This is a genomic window from Novacetimonas sp. GS1 (assembly GCF_036686925.1).
GTDB lineage: Bacteria > Pseudomonadota > Alphaproteobacteria > Acetobacterales > Acetobacteraceae > Novacetimonas > Novacetimonas hansenii.
In genome coordinates, this window is sequence record NZ_VSZP01000001.1 from 561,649 (window position 1) to 584,733 (window position 23,085).

The 23,085-nt window shown below is 58.4% G+C and carries 15 protein-coding genes; 6 read left to right on the plus strand and 9 right to left on the minus strand.

The window, feature by feature from the left end; translation table 11 throughout:
• Window positions 1-96: 96 nt before the first annotated feature.
• Window positions 97-1,869, plus strand: a complete 1,773-nt coding sequence (locus FYB92_RS02575; protein WP_332828122.1) for an AMP-binding protein — start codon at window positions 97-99, stop codon at window positions 1,867-1,869.
• Window positions 1,870-2,306: 437 nt separating this feature from the next.
• Here the strand turns inward: FYB92_RS02575 and FYB92_RS02580 are convergent, their stop codons facing one another.
• The 9 genes from FYB92_RS02580 to FYB92_RS02620 form a co-directional block, all read right to left on the minus strand.
• Window positions 2,307-4,634, minus strand: a complete 2,328-nt coding sequence (locus tag FYB92_RS02580) for a GH92 family glycosyl hydrolase (RefSeq protein WP_281649717.1) — start codon at window positions 4,632-4,634, stop codon at window positions 2,307-2,309.
• Window positions 4,635-4,696: 62 nt separating this feature from the next.
• Window positions 4,697-5,848, minus strand: a complete 1,152-nt coding sequence (locus FYB92_RS02585) for a sn-glycerol-3-phosphate ABC transporter ATP-binding protein UgpC (protein ID WP_332828123.1) — start codon at window positions 5,846-5,848, stop codon at window positions 4,697-4,699.
• A gap of 54 nt (window positions 5,849-5,902) precedes the next feature.
• Window positions 5,903-7,129: an ROK family transcriptional regulator gene (locus tag FYB92_RS02590; protein ID WP_062809605.1), complete on the minus strand. Its 1,227-nt coding sequence runs from the start codon at window positions 7,127-7,129 to the stop codon at window positions 5,903-5,905.
• The gene (locus FYB92_RS02595; RefSeq protein ID WP_143456022.1) at window positions 7,126-7,983 is read right to left on the minus strand and encodes a carbohydrate ABC transporter permease; all 858 of its coding nucleotides are present in this window, start codon (window positions 7,981-7,983) and stop codon (window positions 7,126-7,128) included. The genes FYB92_RS02590 and FYB92_RS02595 overlap by 4 nt, the downstream gene beginning before the upstream one ends.
• Entirely contained in the window at window positions 7,938-8,846 is a 909-nt protein-coding gene (locus FYB92_RS02600; protein ID WP_332828124.1) for a sugar ABC transporter permease, read from the minus strand. The genes FYB92_RS02595 and FYB92_RS02600 overlap by 46 nt, the downstream gene beginning before the upstream one ends.
• 7 nt (window positions 8,847-8,853) lie before the next feature.
• Window positions 8,854-9,783 carry an ROK family protein gene (locus FYB92_RS02605; RefSeq protein ID WP_332828125.1) on the minus strand — a complete coding sequence of 310 codons (930 nt, stop codon included), beginning with the start codon at window positions 9,781-9,783 and terminating at the stop codon, window positions 8,854-8,856.
• Window positions 9,780-10,652 carry a sugar phosphate isomerase/epimerase gene (locus FYB92_RS02610; protein WP_332828126.1) on the minus strand — a complete coding sequence of 291 codons (873 nt, stop codon included), beginning with the start codon at window positions 10,650-10,652 and terminating at the stop codon, window positions 9,780-9,782. Before FYB92_RS02610 ends, FYB92_RS02605 begins: the two co-directional genes overlap by 4 nt.
• Window positions 10,649-11,980 (minus strand): extracellular solute-binding protein, encoded by a 1,332-nt coding sequence (locus FYB92_RS02615; protein WP_247066280.1) that lies wholly within the window; start codon window positions 11,978-11,980, stop codon window positions 10,649-10,651. Before FYB92_RS02615 ends, FYB92_RS02610 begins: the two co-directional genes overlap by 4 nt.
• Window positions 11,977-13,188, minus strand: coding sequence for a glycoside hydrolase family 76 protein (locus FYB92_RS02620; protein ID WP_247066281.1), 1,212 nt, complete (start codon window positions 13,186-13,188; stop codon window positions 11,977-11,979). Before FYB92_RS02620 ends, FYB92_RS02615 begins: the two co-directional genes overlap by 4 nt.
• 658 nt (window positions 13,189-13,846) lie before the next feature.
• Here FYB92_RS02620 and FYB92_RS02625 point away from each other — a divergent pair.
• From FYB92_RS02625 to FYB92_RS02645, 5 genes are all read left to right on the plus strand, one after another.
• A complete protein-coding gene (locus FYB92_RS02625; RefSeq protein ID WP_040510980.1) occupies window positions 13,847-14,950 on the plus strand; it encodes a Gfo/Idh/MocA family protein in 1,104 nt (367 codons plus the stop codon).
• Window positions 14,951-15,027: 77 nt separating this feature from the next.
• A complete protein-coding gene (locus tag FYB92_RS02630) occupies window positions 15,028-17,979 on the plus strand; it encodes a TonB-dependent receptor (RefSeq protein WP_143455959.1) in 2,952 nt (983 codons plus the stop codon).
• A gap of 718 nt (window positions 17,980-18,697) precedes the next feature.
• The gene (locus FYB92_RS02635; RefSeq protein WP_003621376.1) at window positions 18,698-20,248 is read left to right on the plus strand and encodes a carbohydrate porin; all 1,551 of its coding nucleotides are present in this window, start codon (window positions 18,698-18,700) and stop codon (window positions 20,246-20,248) included.
• Between the two features lie 392 nt (window positions 20,249-20,640).
• Window positions 20,641-21,879, plus strand: coding sequence for an MFS transporter (locus FYB92_RS02640; protein WP_332828960.1), 1,239 nt, complete (start codon window positions 20,641-20,643; stop codon window positions 21,877-21,879).
• Between the two features lie 69 nt (window positions 21,880-21,948).
• Window positions 21,949-22,899, plus strand: a complete 951-nt coding sequence (locus tag FYB92_RS02645; RefSeq protein ID WP_003621380.1) for a LysR family transcriptional regulator — start codon at window positions 21,949-21,951, stop codon at window positions 22,897-22,899.
• The last annotated feature ends 186 nt before the right edge of the window (window positions 22,900-23,085 follow it).

Below are 23,085 nucleotides of genomic sequence, written 5' to 3' on the forward strand. Positions count from 1 at the left end.
AAAGACGCCGTCTTTTTAAAAGAAAGGCGGCACCCAAAAACTTTTCTTTTTTATCAATGATGTGTTTTCAGACAGTCTCTGAGCGGAGGAAGGGCCATGGTGCCATGGACAACATACAAATCAATGTATGACGCGGCCCTGAACCAGCCAGGACAATTCTGGCTGGACGCAGCACGGCGCGTGACATGGACACAAAAGCCCCGGCTTGCATGCCGGACACGGGCGGACGGGTGGCATGACTGGTTTCCCGACGCCACGTTGAACACCTGTCATAATGCCGTGGATCGACATGTGGAGAACGGGCGTGGCGGGCAGGCCGCCCTGATCTGGCATTCCTGTGCCACCAAGGAACGGCAGGCCATCACCTATCACGACCTGAGGCGGAGGGTGGCCGGGTTTGCCGGGGGTTTGCGGTCGCTGGGGGTAGGACAGGGCGACCGCGTCCTGATCGCCATGCCCACCATGATTGAAACCGCCATCGCCATGCTGGCCTGTGCCCGGATCGGGGCCGTGCATGTGGTGGTTTTTTCCGGCTATGCCGGGCCTGAACTGGCGCGCAGGATTGATGATGTGGCGCCCAAAGTCATCATGATCGCCAGTTGCAGCTTTCAGGGGCATTCGGCGGTTCCGGCTGCACCTGTCCTGAATGATGCGCTTGCCACCGCGATGCACAGACCACAGGCCTGTGTGATCGTGCAGCGCCGGGCCTGTACGGCGCCGCTCCTGCCGGGGCGGGATCATGATTTCCATATGCTGGAACATTCCACGCCCGTAGGACCAGTCACACTGCGTTCCGAAGATCCCCTTTATATCCTGCATACATCCGGCACGACAGGTCATGCGAAGGGCATCGTGCGTGACAATGGCGGGCATGCCGTGGCCCTCGCCTTGTCCATGGAACTGATCTATGGCTGCAAACCCGGTGATACCTTTTTCACGACATCGGATCTCGGCTGGGTTGTCGGTCATTCTTATGGTGTTTATGCGCCACTCCTTAACGGGTGTAGCAGCGTGATTGTCGAAGGTGCGCCGTCCGCCTCGCTTATCCAGGCGTTGTGTCATGAATATGGGGTCAGGTGCCTGTTCACGACACCGACACAGATGCGCCTGATGCGACAGGAGGGGCGTCATCCGGCAGGGGTGATCCTGCCCGCGCTGGCGCGTATTTTCGTGGCGGGCGAGTATGCGGACCCGACCCTTCTGGACTGGGCGCGGTCATATTTCCGCAAACCGGTGGTCAACCACTGGTGGCAGACCGAAACCGGGTGGAGTATCACCGCCCATTTCTTTGGCCTGCCTGAATGTGAGCCGACATCACTGATGAACGAGATCGGGCGGCCTGCACCGGGATTTCGTCCGGCCATCGCGCCCGCCTTTGCACAACATTCCTGTGGCGAAATTGTCTTGTCCCTGCCACTGCCACCTGGTTGCCTTGCCGGGATGTGGAAGGACGGGGGCGTCCGTGTCCCGTCCACATATCTTGATGACACAGGCAGATATTACCGGACTTTTGACGAAGGCATGATCGACGATGCACATGGCGTGCATATGCTCGGGCGTTCGGATGACGTGATCAAGGTCGCGGGACGGCGGATTTCAGGGGTGCAGATTGAAAAGGTCATTGCCACCCATCCGGCCGTACATGCGTGTGCTGTGGTCGCGGTTCCAGACGATCTGCGCGGACAGCGACCCGTTGCTTATGTGGTGCCGGTTGCTGGCACCGGCTGTACGCCGTCTTCTGAAGAAATTATCGCGCAGGTCCGTCAGGTCATCGGCAGGTGGGTCGGGCTTCGTGATGTGCGTTTCGTCAGGCATTTGCCAACCACCATATCTGGCAAGATCAGGCGACGTCACCTGACCGCCTGCTGAACGGGCCGGGCATGAAGGGAATTTTCCGATGGTCCTGGATATAAGAGGATATCTGAAAAGTCAGGCTTAATAACATCCTGAAATTATAAAAGTTTTTGGTGAAGCTTTTTCTAAAAAGCTTCAGAAGACGCCGCCTTTTTGAAAAAAGTCGGCACCCAAAAACTTTCCCTGTGTTGTATTGATGGGAAATGTCATTTTCACTTTAATATTTTGAAAATGCGATGATTTAAGAAAAACTTCCATTGTTTCAGTGTAGTGCTGGCGAAAATTGTTCAAGAATCCTGTAACAGGCAGGACGGGCAACCTGCCTGAATCATGAAAGTTCTGACAAAGGTTTTTTAAACATCTCTGAAAATTTTCTCTCATGAAAAAACTGAATGATTTTGTCAGTTTCCATGAAGTATTTCGTTTCAAACAGTTCGTGAAAATTCTCGCGCTCATGTGCGGCCCAGGCTGGGTGGGCGGTCCTTGTGCTCCTTGCCGAATGTGTAATCCGGCTCATCGGCCATATCGAAATGCAGTACGCCGCCATTGGCAAGCTGCTGGTGGGATATCCAGCTTTTCGTCCATGGCTGCCCGTTCCATGAAACCCCGCGTATGAAACGTCGCGTGTCACTGGCTCCTGGCGCTTCGATGACCAGGGCGCGCGGGCCGGTGGTTTGTAAATGCATATATGTGAAAAGCGGGCTTCCGAAAACATAAATGCCCGTTGTCGGATCCACCGGGTAAAAGCCCAGCGCCGACAGGATGAACCAGGCGCTCATCTGCCCGACATCCTCGTTGCCCGCCATGCCGTCGGGTCGGGGCGCGTAAAGTTGCGTCTGGATCATGCGCACACGGTCCTGTGTCTGCCACGGTCGCCCAGCATAGGCGTACAGATAGGCAATATGATGGCTGGGTTCGTTCCCATGTGCATATTGCCCCATCTGGCCAGAGATATCTGGCGGTGCGTCAGGTGGAAGCGCGGGGTTGGCGGCGAAGATGCCGTCGAGGAAGGACAGGAATTTTCCTTCACCCCCCATCATGTCCATCATACCATATACGTCATGCTGCGCCAGCAGGGTCGCCTGCCATGGGTTGCTTTCGGTATAATCGCGCCATTGGCCTGAATGGCCCATTTCATTGGCGCTGAACGGTTCCGCCCAGCGGCCGGAGGCAAGGCGCGGGCGGATGAAACCCGTGTGGGAATCATAAAGGTTCCGATAGGAATGACACCGCGCCAAAAGGGTACGTGCATCCGCGCGTGCGCCATTGCGGGTGGCAAGCTGTGCGGCGGCCCAATCATCAAAACTGTATTCGACGGTCCTTGATGTGGATTCCCCCACCCGATCCGCCGGTATCCAGCCCCTGTGGCGATATTCACCCATCCCGCCATCGGTGCTGGCGAATGCGCGCCTGCGTATCGCCCGCCATGCGGCGGCATATTCGATGCCCCCAAACCCCTTGTTCGCGGCTTCGCTCACCACGCTTGCGGCGTGGTAGCCGGTCATGCACTGCGTATCGACATCCTGCAGCGGCCATACCGGAACCTGTCCCCCCGACTGCTTCATCATCTCGACAAGGCTCTGGACAATATCAGGCACCCGTTCAGGACACAGCAGCGTCAGCAATGGATGTTCGGCGCGATAGGTGTCCCATATGGAATAGGTTGAATAGGCATCCTTCCGTCCTGGCGGCAGGGTATGTACCTGCCGGTCCAGTCCCCGGTAACGACCGTCGCAGTCATTGATCCGTGTCGGCCCCAGCAGGGCATGATACATCGCGGTACGCATGATGCGGTGCTGGTGTGATGTCGCCCCCGATATCCCGATCCGTTGCAGGTAACTTTCCCATTCCGCCCGTGCCCGCGCCCGCACGCCATCAAAATCCCAGTCCGTGATTTCGGTGGCAAGATTGTGCTTCGCGCCGTTCACATCGACGCTGGAAATACCTGTCCGGGTGATGATGTCACGTACCCTGCCGAAATGGCATACGGCCTTGAGTGACGTGCCGGAAACCGTCGTCGTGCCATCGGCGGCGGGCTGGTCATCGACGAAGAAGGCGACATGGTGCGGGGCGGGGGAAAACTCCAGCGCAAAGCAGATCTCACGTCCTGACGCCCATTCAGACACCATGCGCGATCCGCTGAGCAGAGCGCCCGACCAGCACAGGGACGCATCATGCACCCTGGTCGGGCGGTTATTATCCGTGCGGATACCGTGCGTGAAGTCGAGGAGGACAAACGCTTCCCCGTCCCTTTCGAAGTGATAGCGCTGCATGCCGGCCCGTCCCGTGGCCGTCAGTTCCGACACGATACCTTCGTCGGGCCAGCGCACACGGTAATATCCGGGTTCAGCCTGTTCGTCCTCGTGGCGGAAGCGCGCGCGGTAGCTGCCCTGCGGATGCATGAGGCTTCCGGGGTCAAGCGTCACCCGGCCCTGCCCCGGACGCAGCAGGACATCCAGCATGTCCCCCACGCCTGTCCCGCTGAGATGTGTGTGCGAAAATCCCAGCATCGTCGGGTCGTCGATATGATAGCCGGAGACGGAGTCCCAGCGCGTATTGTCCGTGTCCGGGCTGACCTGCACCATCCCGAAGGGCACGCTGGCACCGGGATAGGTATGTCCGTGTCCCCCCGTTCCGATAAACGGGTCCACCAATGTCCCAAGGTTTCCGTTCCCCCCTTTCGTGACGGGAAAGGAAGATTTCCCGCCTGTCGCATGGCAGGCGGTCAGGAGTGCGCTGGTCCCGCTCAGCAGGAAGGCGCGTCGGTGGCATGGCTGCATCGCTGTTTCTCGACTGGGAATTGGGTGATGGGAGTTGGGGGATGGGAATTGGGGAAAGGCTGCTACGTTTCGTGCCCTGCTGCATGTGCGCCTGCCGTCAGGGGCATGCGTGTCATGGCGCGGCCATGGGAATCAAAAACCTGGCAATGTTGTGCCGGCAGGGAAAACGTGATGGGGGCATCGCGTGACAGTCCGCCGCCATCATGGGTCTGGATGATAAGGTCATGCCCCGTGGCAAGGCGTACATGCACATGGCTCAGCGCGCCAAGATGTTCGACCAGCATGATCCTGCCATGCTGTACATTCTCCCCCGCCGCGTCAGCACCTGCGGGGCCGGGACGGATATGACAGATATGTTCGGGGCGGATACCCAGCGTGACATCCGTGCCATCCAGGCTGCCGCTGGTGGTGACACATGCGCGCGCCTCCCCCCCATCAGGCAGAATCAGGTGCATGCCCCGCGCGTCCGCGCCACGGACATGCGCGGGCAGCAGGTTCATCGGCGGCATGCCGATGAAACGTGCGACGAACAGGTTGCGCGGATGGTGATAAAGTTCAAGCGGCGCGCCCACCTGTTCGACCACGCCCTTGTTGAGGACGACAATCCGGTCGGCCAGCGTCATCGCCTCGACCTGGTCATGGGTGACATAGATTGTTGTGGCCCCCAGGCGACGGTGCAGTGTCGCCAGTTCCACGCGCATCCGTTCCCGCAGGGCCGCGTCAAGGTTGGAAAGGGGTTCGTCAAAGAGGAACAGGCGCGGGTTGCGCACGATCGCCCGCCCGATGGCCACGCGCTGGCGCTGTCCCCCCGACAGTGCCGCGGGCCTGTGCTGAAGGTAAGGTTCAAGCTGAAGTGTCCGGGCCACCGCCCCGATCCTTGCATGGCGTTCCGCCCTGGGTATTTTCGCAAGCTTCAGGGCGAATTCCATGTTCTGGTAGACAGTCATGTGCGGATAGAGCGCATAGGACTGGAACACCATCGCCAGCCCGCGCCCGGCCGGGCCGACATCGTTGACGCGCTGCCCGTCGATCAGCAGGTCCCCCCCGCTGATTTCCTCCAGCCCGGCGATCATGCGCAGCAATGTCGACTTGCCACAGCCAGATGGACCGACGAACACGGTGAATTCACCATGCCCGACCGTCAGGGACACCCCCTTGATGATCTCCCCCGAACCATAGGACTTGCGGATGTTCTTAAGCGTAAGTGTCGTCATCGGGGCTTGTTTCCAGCGGGGCAGAGAGGCGGAACCACATGTGACGCCCCTCCCTCAGCGATGGTCGAAGGGCCGTTCGTCACTGCCGACCTGGCGGATATACAGGTGCCGGAAATCGGGTTGCGTATTGACGAAAATCGGCAGAGTCATGCCCCCGACCACCGGGCCATCCGCCAGCAGGCTTGCCACCACCAGGCGGGGCAGGTCGCGTTCGCGCACGGCGCTGAGCGAGGGGAGCAGCGGATAGGCACGTTCCACCAGGGCCGAAAGCATGGAGGGCGGCAGTACCCCGCCAAGGAAGATCGTCTCCGGGTCGAACGCGGTCTCCACCACCGCCACGAGGAAGCGCAGCGTCTGCGCCGCCGTTTCCATCCATCGCATCAGGTTGCTGTCACGTCGCGCATGCAACGTGCCCAGCATGTCGGGGGTCAGTTCCTCGCTTGGGCGTTGCAGCAGCCGCGCAATGGCGTGGAGGGAGAGCTGGTCGTCAATCACGCCCGCGCCCCCCGTGTCGGCGCATGGCGCGGGCAGAGGCAGCAGGCCGAGTTCCCCGGCATTGCCGCGTGCGCCCTTCATGGGCATGCCATCAACGACGATGCCCGCCCCGGTGCCATAGCCGATATAGATCAGCACGGCATTGCGCGGGGCCGTGCCCGGATGGGAAAACAGTTCGCCCACGGCTGCTGCGGTCGCGTCGTTTTCAAGCAGTACCGGCAACGCCACCTGTGTCCCCAGGGTGCCCGCAACGTCGAAACCACGCCACAGGTCCCATCCGGGCATCGTCATTTCCGCCTCGTACGTGTCGGCATTCAGGGTCGGCAGCACCAGGCCGATGCCCCAGATCCGGTCCTTGGGGATGCCGCCTGCGGTGATCGCCGCCTCCACAAGGTCGGCCATAACCGCCGTCGTCTGGACAGGGTCGGTCGTATCCCCGTCCCATTCCATGCGTTTTGTGACATTAAGCAGCAGATCCCCCAGCACGATGGAAATGTGCCCCCGGTCCACATGCATTCCCAGCGAATATCCTGCCTCCGGGTTGGGGGCGAGGTAGGTCTGGGGCTGCCCGCGCTGCCCGACGGATTTCCCCACCTCCTGTATCAGGCCCTGGTTGAGGAGTTCGCGCGTGATGCCTGAAATCGTCTGTGGTTTCAGGCCAATGCGTTCGGCGATATCCACGCGGCTTAGCGGTCCGGCCTGATGCAGCAGTTCAAAGATAAGACGCCGGTTATAGATGCGTGAATAGGCCTGCCCCGCACCGTCCGGTCCTGATGTCGCGCTCATTTGACGGCTCCGGCCGTCAGGCCGGCTGCGATGCGGGACTGGAAAAGCAGTACGAGGGCAATGGGGGGCACGGTGGCAAGCAGGGAGGCGGCCATGATGGTTCCGAAAGGCAGTTCAAAACGGCTCGGCGCGGAAATCAGCCCGATGCCGACCGGCAGCGTACGGGCGGAATCGCTCAGGGTGAAGGTGCAGGCAAAAAGAAATTCGTTCCAGCAGTTCATGACAGTCAGGAGTCCCGTTGCGATAAGTCCCGGCCACAGCAGGGGCAGGTGAATGTTGAACAGGCGCCGCACCATCCCGCATCCGTCCAGGCGCGCGGCATCGTCAAGGTCGCGTGGCAGGTCGCGGAAAAATCCCGACAGCAGCCAGATGGTAAAGGGAAGTGCGAAAAAGAGGTCCGCGAAGATGACGCTGCCCAGACGGTCATACAGCCCCAGTGCGCAGATGACCTCGAACAGGCCGGACAGGATGGCGATCTGCGGCAGCATGGAACATCCCAGCAGCATCGCCAGCACCGCGCGTCGCCCATGGAAATGCAGCCGCCCCAGCGCATAGGCCGCCGGGATGCCCAACAGCATGGAGATCATTGCGACCGCCCCCGCGCACAGCGCCGAATTGGCGGCCTCCCGCCACACGCCCATATCCGACAGCAGGACGCGGTAATTGCTGAAATCCGGCATGGCGAAGGGTATGGCCGAAAACAGCGCAGGCCCATGGCGGAAGGATGTGACCAGCGCCCAGTAGAGCGGGAACAGCGCCTGCGCCACCACGATGGCGGGCGCGCCCGCCCGTATGGCGCGGCGGGCCATCATGCCACATCCCCCCGCCGCACTGGCGCGCGCAGGCAGACCCACAGCAGCCCCACCGTCAGGCCGATGACGCCAAGCGTCGCCAGGGCCGCTGCGGCGCCATAGCACGGGGCTCCGAACTGCACGATCTGTGCCTGCACGAAAACCGACAGGCTCATCCCCGCCATGTCGCTGCCGTACAGGACACTGGCGAGGTCAAACATGCGCAGCGCATCCAGAAGGCGGAACAGTGCCGCAATCCCGATGACAGGACGTAACAGCGGCAGTGTGATGTAACGCAGGCGCTGCCATGCGCTTGCGCCATCGACCCGCGCCGCCTCCATGATTTCGGGCGGCAGGGACAGCAGCCCGGCCAGGCACAGCAACGCCATGAACGGCGTTGCCTGCCATGCGTCGATCCCGACCATGACCGCAACCATCCCGCCCGGAAAACCGGTCCATGCGATGCCATGCGTGATGATCCCGCAATGGACAAGAAGCGCGTTTATGATCCCGTACTGGTCATTGAGCATCCAGTTCCACAGCCGTGCCGCCACCACGGCGGGAATCGCCCATGGCAGCAGCACAAGCGGCAGGACGATCCCACGCATGCGTGCGCTGGCGTCAAGCAGTACAAGGGCCACAAGCAGCCCCAGCACCGTTTCCACCGACACGGCGGCGATGGCGAATGTCAGCGTCGTGCGCATGGCCTGCCACCATGCCGCATCGTGCGCCAGCATGACGAAATTCCCCATTCCCCATCCGGTGCGCGCCCTGGCGAAGCCGTGCGGGTCCGCATGCAGCGCAAGCCACACCGTCCGGCCCAGTGGCACGACAATGATCGCCGCCAGTACCAGCAGCGCAGGCGCGACCAGCAGCCATGGCCGCCAGTCGAGGGGGCGCGGCGCAAAGGGGGCGGGACGGTGCATCGGGCCGTCAGATCGCCGCGCGTGCGGCAAGGGCCGCGCCGATGATGCCCGAATGTTCACCCAGCCCCGCCATGACAATCGGCAGGTCCGCGCAGGAACGTTCCCAGATGTTGGCGCGGATATGTTCCTCCAGCCTGTGGCGGTACAGCCCCTCCGAACAGCCCAAGCCCCCGCCCAGCACGATTTTTTCGGGATCGAGCATGTTCACGCTCTGTGCGATCAGGCGGCCTGCGATGCTGGCCGCGTCCTCGATCACGCCACGTGCGCGCGGGTCGCCTGATGCGGCAAGCGTTTCCAGCGCCTGCACACCGTCCCCCAGCGCGGGGCCGCCCCGTTCCATCCACAGCCGCTCCATCCCCAGGCCTGATGCGAAATCCTCTGGTGTGGCGATGCTCAGCCCCCTGCGGTCCGCCGTCGGAATGGCAAGGTCGGAACTGGCGAAATGGATGGCGAACCCATGCGCCCCCGTATAGGGACGGCCGTTGAGGCACAGCGTATAGCTGGTGCCAGAGCCAAGCGAGAAATAGGCGAAATTGTCACATGCCCGCCTCGCGCCAAAGCGGGCCTCGGCAAAGGCTGCGGCGCGCACGTCGCTTTCCACCCGGACCGGCAAGCGCGTGCGTTCAGTGACCATCGCGACAAGATCCGGCAGCGGGAAGTTCCATGTGCTGCGGATATGTCCCGAAATATCGACCAGTTCAGGCACGGCGATGCCCACCGCCAGCGGGTCAAGCACATCGTCGAGGGTTGTTTTCAGCACGGCGGCGGCAATGGTTGCGATGTCATTGACAATCTCGCATGGCGCCCCCTGACGCCGCGTCGCGATGCGCATCAGCGAGCGGACATCGCCGCTGGCGAGATCCACAAGGCCCGCCGCGATTTTTGTCGCCCCGACATCAATGCCGATGATGCTGCGGTGGGGACCCCGGTTTTTCACAGGCCAAGCCGCCTGAGCACATCGCGGTTGTGGCGCGCCACGGGCAGCGGCTTGTCAGGAGGGCAGGGGTACATGTCCTGTTCCACCACGGCGAAACCGTCAAAGCCGCGTTCGCGCAGGAACTCAACCACCTTGGAAAAATCCATGATACCACGGTCAAGTTCGCACATCACGCCATTTTGGAAAACTTCCATGAACGGTGTGCTTTCAGCCATGGCCTTTGTATGGATCTCACCATCCATGTTCTTGAAATGGTAATATGGGATGCGTGCCGCGTGCTGGCGCATGAAGGCCAGCGCATCCGCACCGGCATAGGCATGGTGGCCAAAATCGAAGCACAGGCCGACATATTCCGCAGGTGTGTCCGAAAGCAGGCGCAGGATCTCGGCCTCGGTTTCCACGGCGGTGCCGACATGGGGGTGAAACAGCAGGTTCAGCCCGTATTCTTCGCGGATTTCACGTGCGATCGTGGTGATGACATGCATCATGTGTCCCCATCCCTGCGCCGTGGCGATACGTGCCGCCGGCGTGGGATAGGTATCGGAATCATCCATCAGCAACACCCATGGCGTGCCGGTGGCGGCCATCGTCTCGCATATGGGGTGCATCCGTTCGCGCAGTGTTTCAAGCGCGTTGGGCACAAGAAGGGGATGGACCAGCGCCGCGCCACACAGGCCAAGCCCGCGTGTGGACAGCGCATCAAGCAGGTGCGCCCGGTCTGTCGGGAGGTAGCCCCATGGGCCGAGTTCCGTCCACGCGTAACCAGCGGCCGCGACCTCGTCAAGGTAGCGTTCCCAAGGTGTCTGGCGTGGGTCGTTGGCGTACCAGACCCCCCATGCGTCGGGGGCGGTTGCGATCCGGATGGTCATGGCGTGTGGTCCTGTATGGTCGATGAAGGAAGGGGCGGTCGGTTGGCGCTGTCCCACCGGCCCAGTTGTGAAAGCCCGCCCAGCGCGGATGCCAGCGCCCCCAGTGCGTCGGCAGGCGTCGTGACGCCACGCAGGGCCTGCTGGAACTGGTTGGCCGCGATCCATGAAACGCGGGGATAGTCGATGCCTGTCGCGGCGATGGGGCGCAGGATCGGCGCGTCGAGGGCAGGGCGGAGGGTGCGCAGGATCGGGATTGCGCCCATGATGGAGGGATCATCCAGCAGCGTCATGCGCGCCGGGATATAAGCCCCCGCCACGGCCTGATGACGCTCAACCTCCTCGCTGGTCAGGTAACGCAGCAGGGATAGCGCCTGTATGGGATGCGCCGAATTGCGCGCAATGCCGAGATAGACGGTACCGTCCACGCCCGTTGCGTTATCCTGGGCATGATCCGGGGTATCCCCCGCACCATCCGCGCGCGGCAGGGTCGCCACGCCCACCTTGCCCGCAACCGGGCTTTGCGGGTCGTTCAGCAGCGCCCACGCATAGACCCAGTTGCGCATGAAGACGGCATGCCCGGACTGAAAGGCGCCACGCGCGGCTTCCTCGTCATAGGTCAGCACGCCAGGGGGGGAGATGGTTCCCACCCATCCGGCGGCGCGGCCAAGGCCCCGGCGCATGGCGGGGGTATCAGCATGGACCGTACCGTCGGTGGATACCAGCGCATCCCCATTGGCGCCGAACCATTCAAGCGCGTTGCAGACAAGGCTTTCGCCCGTACGCCCCTGCCATACATACCCCCACATCGCCGCGTTCCCCGCGCGCCGTTGCGCATTCTGTATCGCGGCGGCGGTGCGTTGCAGGTCATCCCAGCGCGTGGGAACCGCAAGGCCATAGTGTTCAAGCAGGTCGCGACGGTAGAAAAGCAGCCCGATATCGCGATACCACGCCAGCGCCACGTGCCGTTTCCCCACGGTGAACGGGTGGGGCAGTGTGCGCGCGTCTTCGGCTGCGGGCGGAATATCGAGCAGCAGCGGCGAAAGTGCCCCGATCCATGTACCGTCCAGCACAAGCACATCCGCAACCGATGTCCGTGCCGACAGGAACTGCCGGTAGAGCGGCAGGACAGCGCCCCAGTCCGAGGGAAGGGGGAGGACACGGACCGTGGTGCCGGTCATGCGTGACCAGCCATCAACCGCATGATGGCACAGGGCCTGTTCCGTCCCGCTGGAGGCACACAGGACGGTCAGGCTGTCGCCCGCCGCGGTGGCAGGGGGGCAGAACAGCATCCATGCCAGCGGCAGGGCGGCAAGGTGGTGGACCCTCACTGTGTGTGGGCTTTCGTGTCATCCGTGCCATTGCGGTCCTGCACCGTCGCAAGGAACAGCGCCGCCGCCGTAAGCTGGGCCTGCGCGCCAGGCACGAACGGCGTGCCCGGCGCCCATGTCGCGCTGAAACGCGCGGATGGCCGGCGCGTCGCCCAGACATGGTTGCCTTCCTCCATCAGCCATGTCGCAAGCGTGGTGCGTTCCGGCCCATCAGGCAGGGCAGGCACGAGATGGCCGAGCGCACGCACGAAAATCCCCCGGAAAATCCATGCATCCATGTCCATGGGTTCGCGCGCCTCGTGAAAGGTGTCGTCCGGGCCGCGTGATGCCGCGATCGCAGCGGTGGCGATCCGGGCCGCCATCGCCATGTCCTGCGGGTCATGGCGCAGCGCCGAAAGGTCTGCCAGCGCATCGAGGATCACGCCCTGATTATAGCTGTAGGCCGGGCCACCATTGTTGGCGCAGTGCGCATCAAGGCCATCATTGACAAGGCCTGCGGCATTGATCAGGCCGCTGTCACGCAGCCATGCCCAGCTTTTGCTGGCCCAGTCGCGATAGGTGGTGTCATGCGTCTGCTGGTACAACCGCAGGGCGGTGGCAAGGAAAAGTTCGTTGGTAATGGCGTTCTTGTAGGTCCGGGCATGGTCCCACCACACGCCCCCGCGGCAGTGTGCGTCCCAGTACTGGTGCGCCACCATGTCGAAAATGCGTCGTGCATCGCTCAGCAGGGCCGGCATATGGGTAAGGCGCGCCATGTCCAGATCCGCCTGTGCCACCCACAGGTCATCATCATTGCCGTCCAGCCCCCGCCGGTTTGCCAGCGCCTGCATCGCCGTGGCGTGGAACCCCCGGTCGTTGGAGAGGTGTTCATAGTCACTGAGTGTGCTGATGATAACGAATCTTTGCCAGGCATGGATGTTATGCCAGTCCGCGCGGGCGGCATCCCAATAGGATGTTGAGAGTTCCCCCAACGCCTGACGTGCGCGGTGTAGTTCCCCATTCCCCGATTCCCCATCCCGCGCCCGCGCCACAGGTGACATCAGGAGCATGGCGGCCAGTATCGCCCCTGCCGCCACGGCGCGTCCGACCCGACCCCGGTGTCCCCCCACATGGACAGACGCGTGGGACGAAGGGGCATGCAAGGGGGATGTGCCGCGACAGGGGGCGTATGTCCGGGGTGGCGCGGTCGGCAAGGGGCGAAAGAGCATCACATATCCTGTTGATCCCGTGCGCATTTAATACTCACAATGGAATAAATCAGACAAGACTGTTTTTATCGTCATTGGCGGCATTCATTTTCCTATATGACGAATCTGCATATGGGTTTCGAATGGGGACGAAACGAATCCTGAGGGGTTTGAAGGGCGGAAAACCGTGTATTTCCCCGTCATCACGCCCCGATTGCTCGATTCCCAAGGATATTAAGTACATAATTAAGATTATATTGGGGGAGAGAGGGAGGAAAGACGGGATTTCATGACCGTCTCCTGTTGCGCCCATGGTCTTGTGCCAGTGACCGGGCAGGCATTGCGATATAGATGCCCACGCCGGGGGCGGGCGGGCATGCACAAGGCCGTTGCGTCAGGTCTCATCCAAATGAATATGCCTGTTTCCCCTATGGGCCGTAAAATGAATATTTTGCGAAAATATGATGAAATTTATTAGAACTGTTCCAATAAATTTTCCGGTTTGTCCGTATGGACACGGGGACGAAGGCGCAATGGCGGCCAGGGTGCCGGCGGGGCTGCAACCATGGGATGTCGGCCTGACTGTCATCATAGTTTCATGAAACTCCCGTTGCGAAATGGCGGTCTCTTCAAATAAATCAATTTAAGGAAATTAAGTGGCCGCGAAGGGGCAGGCATCATGACAAGACGGCTTTCTGTGGGATTGTTGGGCGCAGGAGAAGTGGCGCAGCTCATTCACCTTCCCATCTTTCATCAATTGTCGGACCGTTTTGACGTCGTGTCGCTTTATGACCCGTCGCCCACCGTGGTGGCCCGGGTTGCCGCGCATTGGTCAATCCCACGTACGTATACTTCGGTGGAAGCTTTCTTGGCTGATCCCGCGCTTGATGCGGTCATGATCCTCAGCCCCGATCAGTTCCATGAAGAACATGCACGTGCGGCATTTGCGGCGGGACTGCATGTCTTCCTCGAAAAACCGGCCTGCCTGACGGATACGCAGTTTGCGCGCCTGCAAAAGGATTTCGAGGCATCGGACAGGGTGGGCATGGTTGGCTACATGCGCTGTTATGCCCCGGCGTTCACAAAAGCGCAGTCCCTGCTGCCAACGTTCAGGAAAATACGTCATGTGCGGGTGCGTGACATCATCTGCGAAGGACCATGGTTCTTTGATTCATGGGCACAGGTTGCCGTGCCGGATGGTGACATTCCACCTGATCTGCTGTCATCGGGACGGCAGGCGCGTCATGACGCGATCATGTCGGTCTGTGGCACCGATGCGCCTGCGCACCTGCTGCGGGGATATGAAGTTCTGACGGGTCTTGGCATCCATGCGTTTTCTGCGATGCGTGTGTTGCTTGGGCGGCCGCACCGGGTCATCGCGGCGCATATCGGCGCGTCGGGGACCGAAATCAATATCTGGTTTGATTACGGAACTTTTATCGCATCGTATGAATGCCTGATTGACGATGTCGCGCGTTTCGATTCCTCGCTGGAGGTCATTGGTGATACGCAACGCATGGAACTGCGTTATGATACGCCATATATCCGCAACCTGCCCGGTCGTGTCATCTTCCATGAAACTGTTGGTACAGACAACACGGTTACAGAATTCGGCCCCTATTACCAGGACCCGTTCCAGGCTGAACTGATTGCGTTTCACGCGGCGGTGCTCAATGGCGCACCCCTTGCCGATGCATTCCCGGATGCCGCCCATGACCTTGCCCTTTGTCGTGAAATCATGGTCGCAGCCAAAGCAAATCCTGCCGCCCCACCGGGGCGGTAATCATCCATTGAACGTCTGTGCAGGCATGGGGATTTTGAAAAAATCCGGTGTCTGCACGTCAATGCGGAGAAAATCCCGTGTCCAATCCCAGTCGACGCCCTGCGTCATGGAAAGCTTTCAGCTGTCTTTTCCCTATTGTCATGGTCGGTGTGCAGTTGGGGCAGACTGCCCTTGCCGAAGGCACGGAGACTAAAAAGAACCTGCATCGAAAATCTGACAGGACATCGGCATCACATGCCGTTGCTGCGACAGGTGGGACAAAGGCCCAGAAGGATAAGGCCTCTTCACGCGATCAGGACAATTCTCAATCAAAAATTGAGAAGATACATGTGACTGCGAAAAAATCCCCGGAAACGCAGCAGTTGAACGCAAAGAATGATGTTTCGATTGCGGATGCGAAATTCATCGAAAGTCATCCGGACAATAATATCGCCGAAACATTGGCTCGGCTTCCGGGTGTCAATGTGTTATCTACCACCATTGGTGGAAGCATCGGTGGGTCATCTGCGATGATTGACAATGCATCGCGGGGCGAAGGACAGTTTCTGTCCGTTCGTGGGATTGGACCGGATTATACGCAAAGCCTGATCGACGGGGTGAATGTCGCAAATGCAAAACCAGCGAGTAGGCAGCTTCAGCTCTCCTTGATGCCTCCACTTGGATTTTCACAAGCTGTTGTTAATAAAACCGGTCAGGCCTCCGACAGTGGTGAGTGGGTATCAGGGTTTGTTGATTTTCAGACCCTAAATGCGTTTGACGTGGGGCATGATGTTCTCTCCCTGAAAACACGTGGTGAGTTCATTGGGAAGGGATATCAATATGGAACGCAGCATAGCCCATTTAATGGGGGCGGGACCGTACAAGGAGAGTATAGCCATATATTCGGCAGAAACCGTCAGTTTGGAATACATGCGGTTGGATATTATCAGTCACGCAGTTTTACAAGCCTGACAAGCAATGAAAACGAAGGGAACTGGGACGTTATCAATTCGCTGACAGGTTCAGATCATACGCCCACCCCGAATATACCGATTACCCAAAACCTGACGCCGGCACAGATCAATCCGCAGCTTTCTTATGGTAATTCCCAGCGTTATGGCGGGAATCTTGCATTTGACTGGCATGGAGAAAATGCAACCATTTTTGTGCGGGGAAGTTACGCATCATCGAACACGTCACAGACCACTGTTCAGCGTGGTTTGCAATCAACCAACCAAAATTGGGTTTTGCAGCCTAATGGCACTTATAATGTGCAGGAAGTTGGTGTGGTTGGATCGTATTATCTGGATACAAATCCTGAAATCCAAAATCTTGGCATCATGCAGGCAGGATTTACCCTTGATCATGACTGGCTTCATTCAAAGACAACAGCTTTCGGAAGCCTTGCTGAAGATGACGAAGATTCGGTAAACCTGGCGTACAAGAATTTCAATCTGGACCCATCAGGAAATTCCCTGACGCTTTCTCCATCATATATAGGCAGTCCTGGTACGCCAACAATAGCGTTGAATGCATCTCAATTGGCGGAATTTAACAATCTGTCGAATTATGTACCACAGACCAATTCCAATTGGGGATTTGGTGGTGTCGAAGAAACAAAGTATAAAAACAATCAGTCCCTTTGGGGGCTGAAGCAGGATTTTTCGGCTGATACAAACCTTTCATTTCTGAAGAAAATACTTTTTGGTGCAAAATATTATGATACCTATAGGACGGCGACAAACAGAGATTATACATATGATAACTCTGACGGATATTTGCCAGGTATGGCAGACTCTCTTGCCAGCAGTGGGTTCATAAATGGTTCTACCAGGATTGGGAATTATGTTACACCACTGATGAATGCCGGGGAAATACGGGATTATTTACACTCTGTCCCGTTATCATATGCATCTGCATCTTATGGTGGGAACTGGACAGGTTCAGCCGCGCAAACCGCCTATAACGCAAATGCAAATACGCAGATGTCAAGCGAAAGTGTGACGGCTGCATATATTGCCTTACCCTTTGATTTTGACAAAGTACAGATTACACCGGGTCTTAGGTATGAACATGCCGATATCCGGAATAAATTCTGGGATGCGTCATATGATGATTCCGGTAATATATCCGGAGGGCATTTTGCGAAGAACAGAACAAGCTATAATGAATTTTTACCCAGCCTGTTCATCGCCTATCGACCGACACCTTTTTCGGTTTATCGTGCATCGTTTGATACGTCATATGTCATGCCCAATACGTTTCTGTTGGGGGGCAGCAGGACATCAACATATGATGGCAACGGCGTGTATACGATTCAGGAAGGAAACCCCAACCTGAAACCAGTTTTGTCAAGAAACTTTGATCTGTCCGGGCAGTGGATGAGCCGCGACGGGTCAAGCTTTGCCATGGGAGGTTTTTACAAGCTTCTGTCGAACTATCTGTTCGATGCAGGGAATTCCACCAGAACTGATGGCACGCATTATCTAAGCTCAACCGCCACGACCAATGTATCCCCTCAGGAGATACTTGAAACGCCCAGAAATGGTGGATCGGCGTTTGTATATGGCCTGGAAATGTCCGGCATCAAAAATATGTCGTTTTTGCCGGGATTATGGAAACATCTTTTTATATCAGGGAATGTCACTCTTCAGCGTTCTCATGCGAACCTGAAAACCGCAGGTATCCCCGATGGAACACCAATCCAGTATGCACCAAACTGGATGTATAACCTTTCGTTGGGGTATCAGTCAGGCAGGCTGAATACCAATCTTTCGTTCCGTCGTTCTGGCGCGTTTCTGGAAACCTATTACACATACAGTAATTCGAACGGAAAAACGTTCAATATATCCTGGTGGGATCAGCCAATTCAACGCCTGGATTATTCGATTAACTACAAGCTGACCAAGCGTATTTCCATGGGCTTTTCGGCGCAGAATCTTCTTGGCGATGTAAGCTATTATGCGACCCGTGGGAAGAATTCTGAAAAAATCCCGCAGATCGTGTGGACTGGGCGCAGTTATTTCCTGAATATGAATGTTGATTTTTAATGTTATGACTTAACCAGGGATAATGGCTTGGTTGGAAAAAACCATCACTATCATGGATGGGCTGCTGTATCTTGTCCTGAGCAGCCCTATTTGATGAATACCACTTCGTTGAAAAAGAGACAAAAATTTCTGGTATTGTTTTTTACAAGCCGGCAAGCTCTTCCATAGTTTCCTGAAACAAAAAACGTGGACAATATATCAAACCCGCATCCTGACGCCTCATTGATGTGGTGGGACGCGTAACCCCTCTGCTGTCCCGTCTGTCAGGTTCAGATGTCGGGGTCTGTGGGTCGTACACGTGTATGCTGCGGTAATGACGATGCGGTGCAAAGGGGACCATCGACCCACGGGTGTGGATGTAGGGGGGCAGGGTCCCCCTCATCTGGCATGGGCTGTGCCCCTGCGGGCTTTTGGCGCATCTCCACAGGTGTTACCTGCGGTTGCCCACGCATACAGTGTTGTGAAATTTAGGGAGTTGAAAAGGGCGCCCATATTTCATACGGTGGGCCACCAAAAATAATAATAAAAAGAAAACGTAAAAAATGAAATTTACATCATAATTTTAAGTCGAATCCATTCCTGTTGGGAAAGGATGCGGCATATGTCAGGCGGCCCGTCCTGTCGGTCCGCATGGCCGGTTTCCCTGACCTGTCAGGGGTAATGCCCGTTCATGGCGATGGACAGGACTCCCTGTATTGCGTGCGATATTACCATGCCTATGTTGCGTGTTTATTTTCGTGGGATCGGCGGGCGGCTATTCCCCTTTTGGCTCGTGGCGTGGGGTCTGGCCTGTCATGGCTGGACCGTTGCGGGTCATGGGGCGGAACCCGTGCGCCGCGTCACGCCTTCAGCCATCGTGACGCAGCCCACGATACCAAATATATCCGCACCCGCGGCACCGCCCAGGAAGGTCAAGCGGCCCATCGCGGAAGAACGGCTGGATGCGTTGTTCAATACCGAAAGTATTTCGGCATTATTGAGCCATAATGACGACGCCCTGCGCAAAAGCGACCTTAGTGCGGGGTATTTTGTTGCGGAACAGTCCTTTGGGAACCTCGTGCCCCAGATCAGGCCATGGCGGGAGTGGTTGAGCAATCGCGGATTTACGTTCGAACTGACCTACAAGGGCGAGAGCATGGCCAATGTGGGCGGTGGCCTGTCCAAAGGGATTGATTACGTGCATGACCTGCGTGTCAGCATGTTGTTCGACCTTGGCAGGCTGATCGGGCTTGATGGCTGGTTCCTGCACGGCATCGTCATGAACCGCGAGGGGCGGCAGGTGGGGTGGGACCATGTCGGTGAACGCAATGTCCTGCTGACCGAGGTCTGGAGCATCCATGGTCCGGCGGCGGCGCGTCTGGCGGACCTGTATGTCGAAAAATCCTTCCTGCATCACCGCATCAACATCAATGTCGGTCGCATCGCGCTGACCCATACCTATGGCACATCAGTATTGTTGTGTACCTTCATGATGCAGTGTTCCGCGCCGATGGCCATCCGTGAACCACCGGGGTGGAGTGTCTATCCCAAGACATCATGGGGCGGGACCGTGCGGTTTCGCCCGACGCGCGACCTGACATTACGGACCGGGATCTACAAGATCGGGCCAAAGGTGCAGGACAATACCGGCTGGGCCTGGGGAAGTGAAACCACCACCGGGGTCCAGACACCGGTTGAGCTGACATGGGAGCCATTTTTCGGCGCACGCAATCTGCCGGGCCATTACAAATTCGGCTTTGGTCATGATACGTCACCCTATCCCGACCTGATCGGCGCGATTCCGGCGGCCTATCGGGCGTATATTCACGCGCATAAGGAAAAGCCGCGCGATACATTCTATATCGAGGCGGACCAGATGGTGTATCGCAAGCATGGCGAGCATCAGATGGCTGGTGGCTATCTGTTGGCGGGATATATTCATAATACACCAAGTATTTCGACCTTTTCGGACGAGTTCTATTTTGGCGCTTCCCTGCTGGGGCTGATCCCGCACAGGCCCTATGACCGTTTTGGCGTAATGTATTCCTATTACCAGATGAGTTCACGCCTGACCTATGGCCAGAGCCTGCGTCAGGCAGCGGGCCTGCCGATGGGGGCATATGTCAATGGACCGCAGACCCATTCCGCTGTGTTGGAGGCATATTACGGCATTCCCGTCACGCCCGGTCTGGTGGTGACGCCGGAGTTTGAATATATGATGCGTCCTGGCGAAACCTCGGTCATTCCCAACGCCATGCTGGTTGGGCTGAAGGTCATTGCCAACCTTTAGCAGGCTGCCTGCGATAATAAATCGACAAAAAACATGGAAAATATTCAGTATTTTTCGAAAGTTTTTGGGAAAAATATTTACCGGGAATATTTATTTTCAGAAAATGACTGGACCTGACCTTTCAGGCGACAGCTTTACGGTCATGAAGGAAGGTTTAGGAATATTTTCAAAAAATCTTTAATATAAAAAGTTTTTTTGAAAAAATATCTATTGTGGAATTGCCGGTTTCCATCCCGTGACTGTATCGTTTGCCGGTCACGCAATCGTTCAGGCGGTCGCCCCTTCGTGAAGACCCCGACGCATGGTTGCCCCCCTCAGGGCATGGCACAGTCCCGGTCAGAAAATATGGATGGTACAAGGTGATGGTACAGGGTATGGATACGAAGAATAATATGGACGGCCCGGCCATCACGGGGGGCTTGGGTGATGGGGGAATCGCCACGGCCCGTCATGTGGTGGCTGCCTCGCTTTTGGCATGGATGCTTGATGCGTGTGATTTCTTCATTGTCCTTTTCACACTTGATGATGTTGCACGCAGCTTTCATGTTTCGCTCGAAAGTGTGCTGCTTGCCCCGACGCTGACACTGCTGACCCGGCCCATCGGGGCGTTCATATGCGGGCGCGCGGCGGATCGGTATGGGCGCAAGCCCGTGATGATCACCACGATCATGGTCTATTCCCTGATCGAGGTCATGTCGGCCTTTGCCCCGACGCTTGCGACGTTTCTGTGCCTGCGTGCACTTTTCGGGATCGCCCTGGGTGGGGAATGGGGGGTTGGTACTTCTCTGATTATGGAAAGCGTCCCGGCCTCATGGCGGGGCATGGCGTCGGGCATCCTGCAGGCGGGCTATCCGGCGGGCTATCTGCTGGCCTCGCTTGCGTTTCTTTTGCTGCCGGTCATGGGGTGGCGGGGGCTGTTCGTGCTGGGCGGTGGGGCGTTGTTTTCCGCGCTGTATATCTGGGCGCGTGTGCCCGAAAGCCCGCAATGGCTGGCACGGCAGCGCGCGGGCCATGCGGATGCGACGCAGGCTGAGGGCCTGTGGCCTGTCATCCGGAGGCATTTCGCGCTGTGCGTGTTTGCCGTGACGCTGATGGCGGCCTTCAATTTCATGAGCCATGGTTCACAGGATCTGTATCCCAAAATCTTCCTTGGGCTGGAACGCGGATTGCCCCACCCCTCCATTACGCTGATTGTTGTGCTGTACAATATTGCCGCCATCGCGGGTGGGATGTTCTTTGGCATCCTGTCGCAACGTATCGGGCGACAGTACAGCATCGCGCTGGCTGCTGCGCTGACGTTGCCACTGCTGGCGCTGTGGACGCTGCCGCAATCGGTGGCATGGCTGACGGTGGGGGCGGTATGCATACAGTTCTGCATCCAGGGCGCGTGGGGCGTTGTGCCCGCCTACCTCAGCGAACTGTCCCCGCCATCGGTGCGTGCGACGTTTCCCGGCCTTGCCTATCAATGCGGAAACCTGATCGCGGCAAGCAATGCGCTGTTGCAGACGGGCATCGCCTCTTTCCTTGGCACGGGGCTTGCGCCTGCGCTGATGTTCACGGTGGGTGGGGGGGCGCTGGTGGTGCTGGTCTTGACCCTGCTTAACGCGCGGCGGCATCGTGCGGTGATGTAGGGGCCGTCGCGCGCCGGGCTGTCGCGCCCGCCATGATGGGGTGGCCCGCGGTTTTGCGGAAGGGATTGCATGCACCATCGTGACCTGAACCTGCTTGTGGCGCTGGATGTGCTGCTTGAGGAAGGCAGCGTCGCCGCTGCCGCGCGGCGCATGAACCTCAGCCCCCCAGCCATGAGCCGCACCCTGTCACGCATTCGCGTGGCGTTTGACGACCCGATTTTCGTGCAGGCCGGGCGTCGCATGACACCCACGCCACGCGCGCTGGAACTGCAACAGCAGGTGCATGCCGTCGTGGCGCAGGCGACCGGCCTGTTTCGCAATGACGCGCATCTGGACCTGTCGCGCATCAGCCCGGTTTTTACCATACAGGCCGATGATCTGTTTCTTGGTGCGCTGGGGGCGGCCCTTCTGGAACGATTACGTAATGAGTGTCCCGGCGTCACCTTGCGTTTCATTTCCCATGACCGCCATGATGATGTCAGCCTCAGCCTGCGTGAACGCCATGCCGACCTGTTTATCGGCGCGCCCCTGCCATTCAAGCCGGAAATCCGTACACAAAGCCTGTTTACAACCGGTTTTCGTGGTTTCGCGCGCAAGGCCCATCCGATTTTCCAACAGCCCGTGACGCTTGAACGCTTTGTGCAGTTCGACCAGATCAGCATTTCGCGTCAGGAACGCTATAGCGGCGCAATCGACGAGATGCTGGCGGCGCGTGGGCTTACGCGTCGGATTGTGCTGATTGTACCAACATTTTTCACGATGATTGAGACATTGCGTGGTTATGACCTGATCATGCTGATGCCTGATATCGTGATCGAGACCCTGCCCCACCGTGAAATCGGCCTGCGGGCATTCGAACTGCCGTTCCATACGCCGCCGCTGACGGGGTTGCAGGCGTGGCACCCGCGCAATGACAAGGATGCGCTGCATCGGTGGTTGCGGCGCACGGTGCGCGAATTATGCCTGAAAATGAAAAATGGACACCCCGTGTCAGATGCACCAGACGCACTCAACGAGTGAGGCAATTGCAATTTATTTATCCAAGTCCCGCCCATAGATTGACCCCGCGATCAATGCGAGGTCTTCATGCCATCCACCACCGTCACGGGATCGCCCGAAGAATTATCCGCAGGACCAGCCGGACAATTTCCCAAGGGCGCGGGCCATGGGCCGATGTCCGTGCTGCCCATGCCCGCCGTGTCCCTG

Bases quoted from the DNA above. Each gene is read 5' to 3' on its own strand.
- FYB92_RS02620 (WP_247066281.1), bottom strand. From the start codon at position 13,188: ATGCTCTTTCGCCCCTTGCCGACCGCGCCACCCCGGACATACGCCCCC.
- FYB92_RS02625 (WP_040510980.1), top strand. From the start codon at position 13,847: ATGACAAGACGGCTTTCTGTGGGATTGTTGGGCGCAGGAGAAGTGGCG.
- FYB92_RS02645 (WP_003621380.1), top strand. From the start codon at position 21,949: ATGCACCATCGTGACCTGAACCTGCTTGTGGCGCTGGATGTGCTGCTT.
- FYB92_RS02575 (WP_332828122.1), top strand. From the start codon at position 97: ATGGTGCCATGGACAACATACAAATCAATGTATGACGCGGCCCTGAAC.
- FYB92_RS02580 (WP_281649717.1), bottom strand. From the start codon at position 4,634: ATGCAGCCATGCCACCGACGCGCCTTCCTGCTGAGCGGGACCAGCGCA.
- FYB92_RS02610 (WP_332828126.1), bottom strand. From the start codon at position 10,652: ATGACCATCCGGATCGCAACCGCCCCCGACGCATGGGGGGTCTGGTAC.
- FYB92_RS02585 (WP_332828123.1), bottom strand. From the start codon at position 5,848: ATGACGACACTTACGCTTAAGAACATCCGCAAGTCCTATGGTTCGGGG.
- FYB92_RS02600 (WP_332828124.1), bottom strand. From the start codon at position 8,846: ATGCACCGTCCCGCCCCCTTTGCGCCGCGCCCCCTCGACTGGCGGCCA.
- FYB92_RS02640 (WP_332828960.1), top strand. From the start codon at position 20,641: ATGGACGGCCCGGCCATCACGGGGGGCTTGGGTGATGGGGGAATCGCC.
- FYB92_RS02635 (WP_003621376.1), top strand. From the start codon at position 18,698: ATGTTGCGTGTTTATTTTCGTGGGATCGGCGGGCGGCTATTCCCCTTT.
- FYB92_RS02590 (WP_062809605.1), bottom strand. From the start codon at position 7,129: ATGAGCGCGACATCAGGACCGGACGGTGCGGGGCAGGCCTATTCACGC.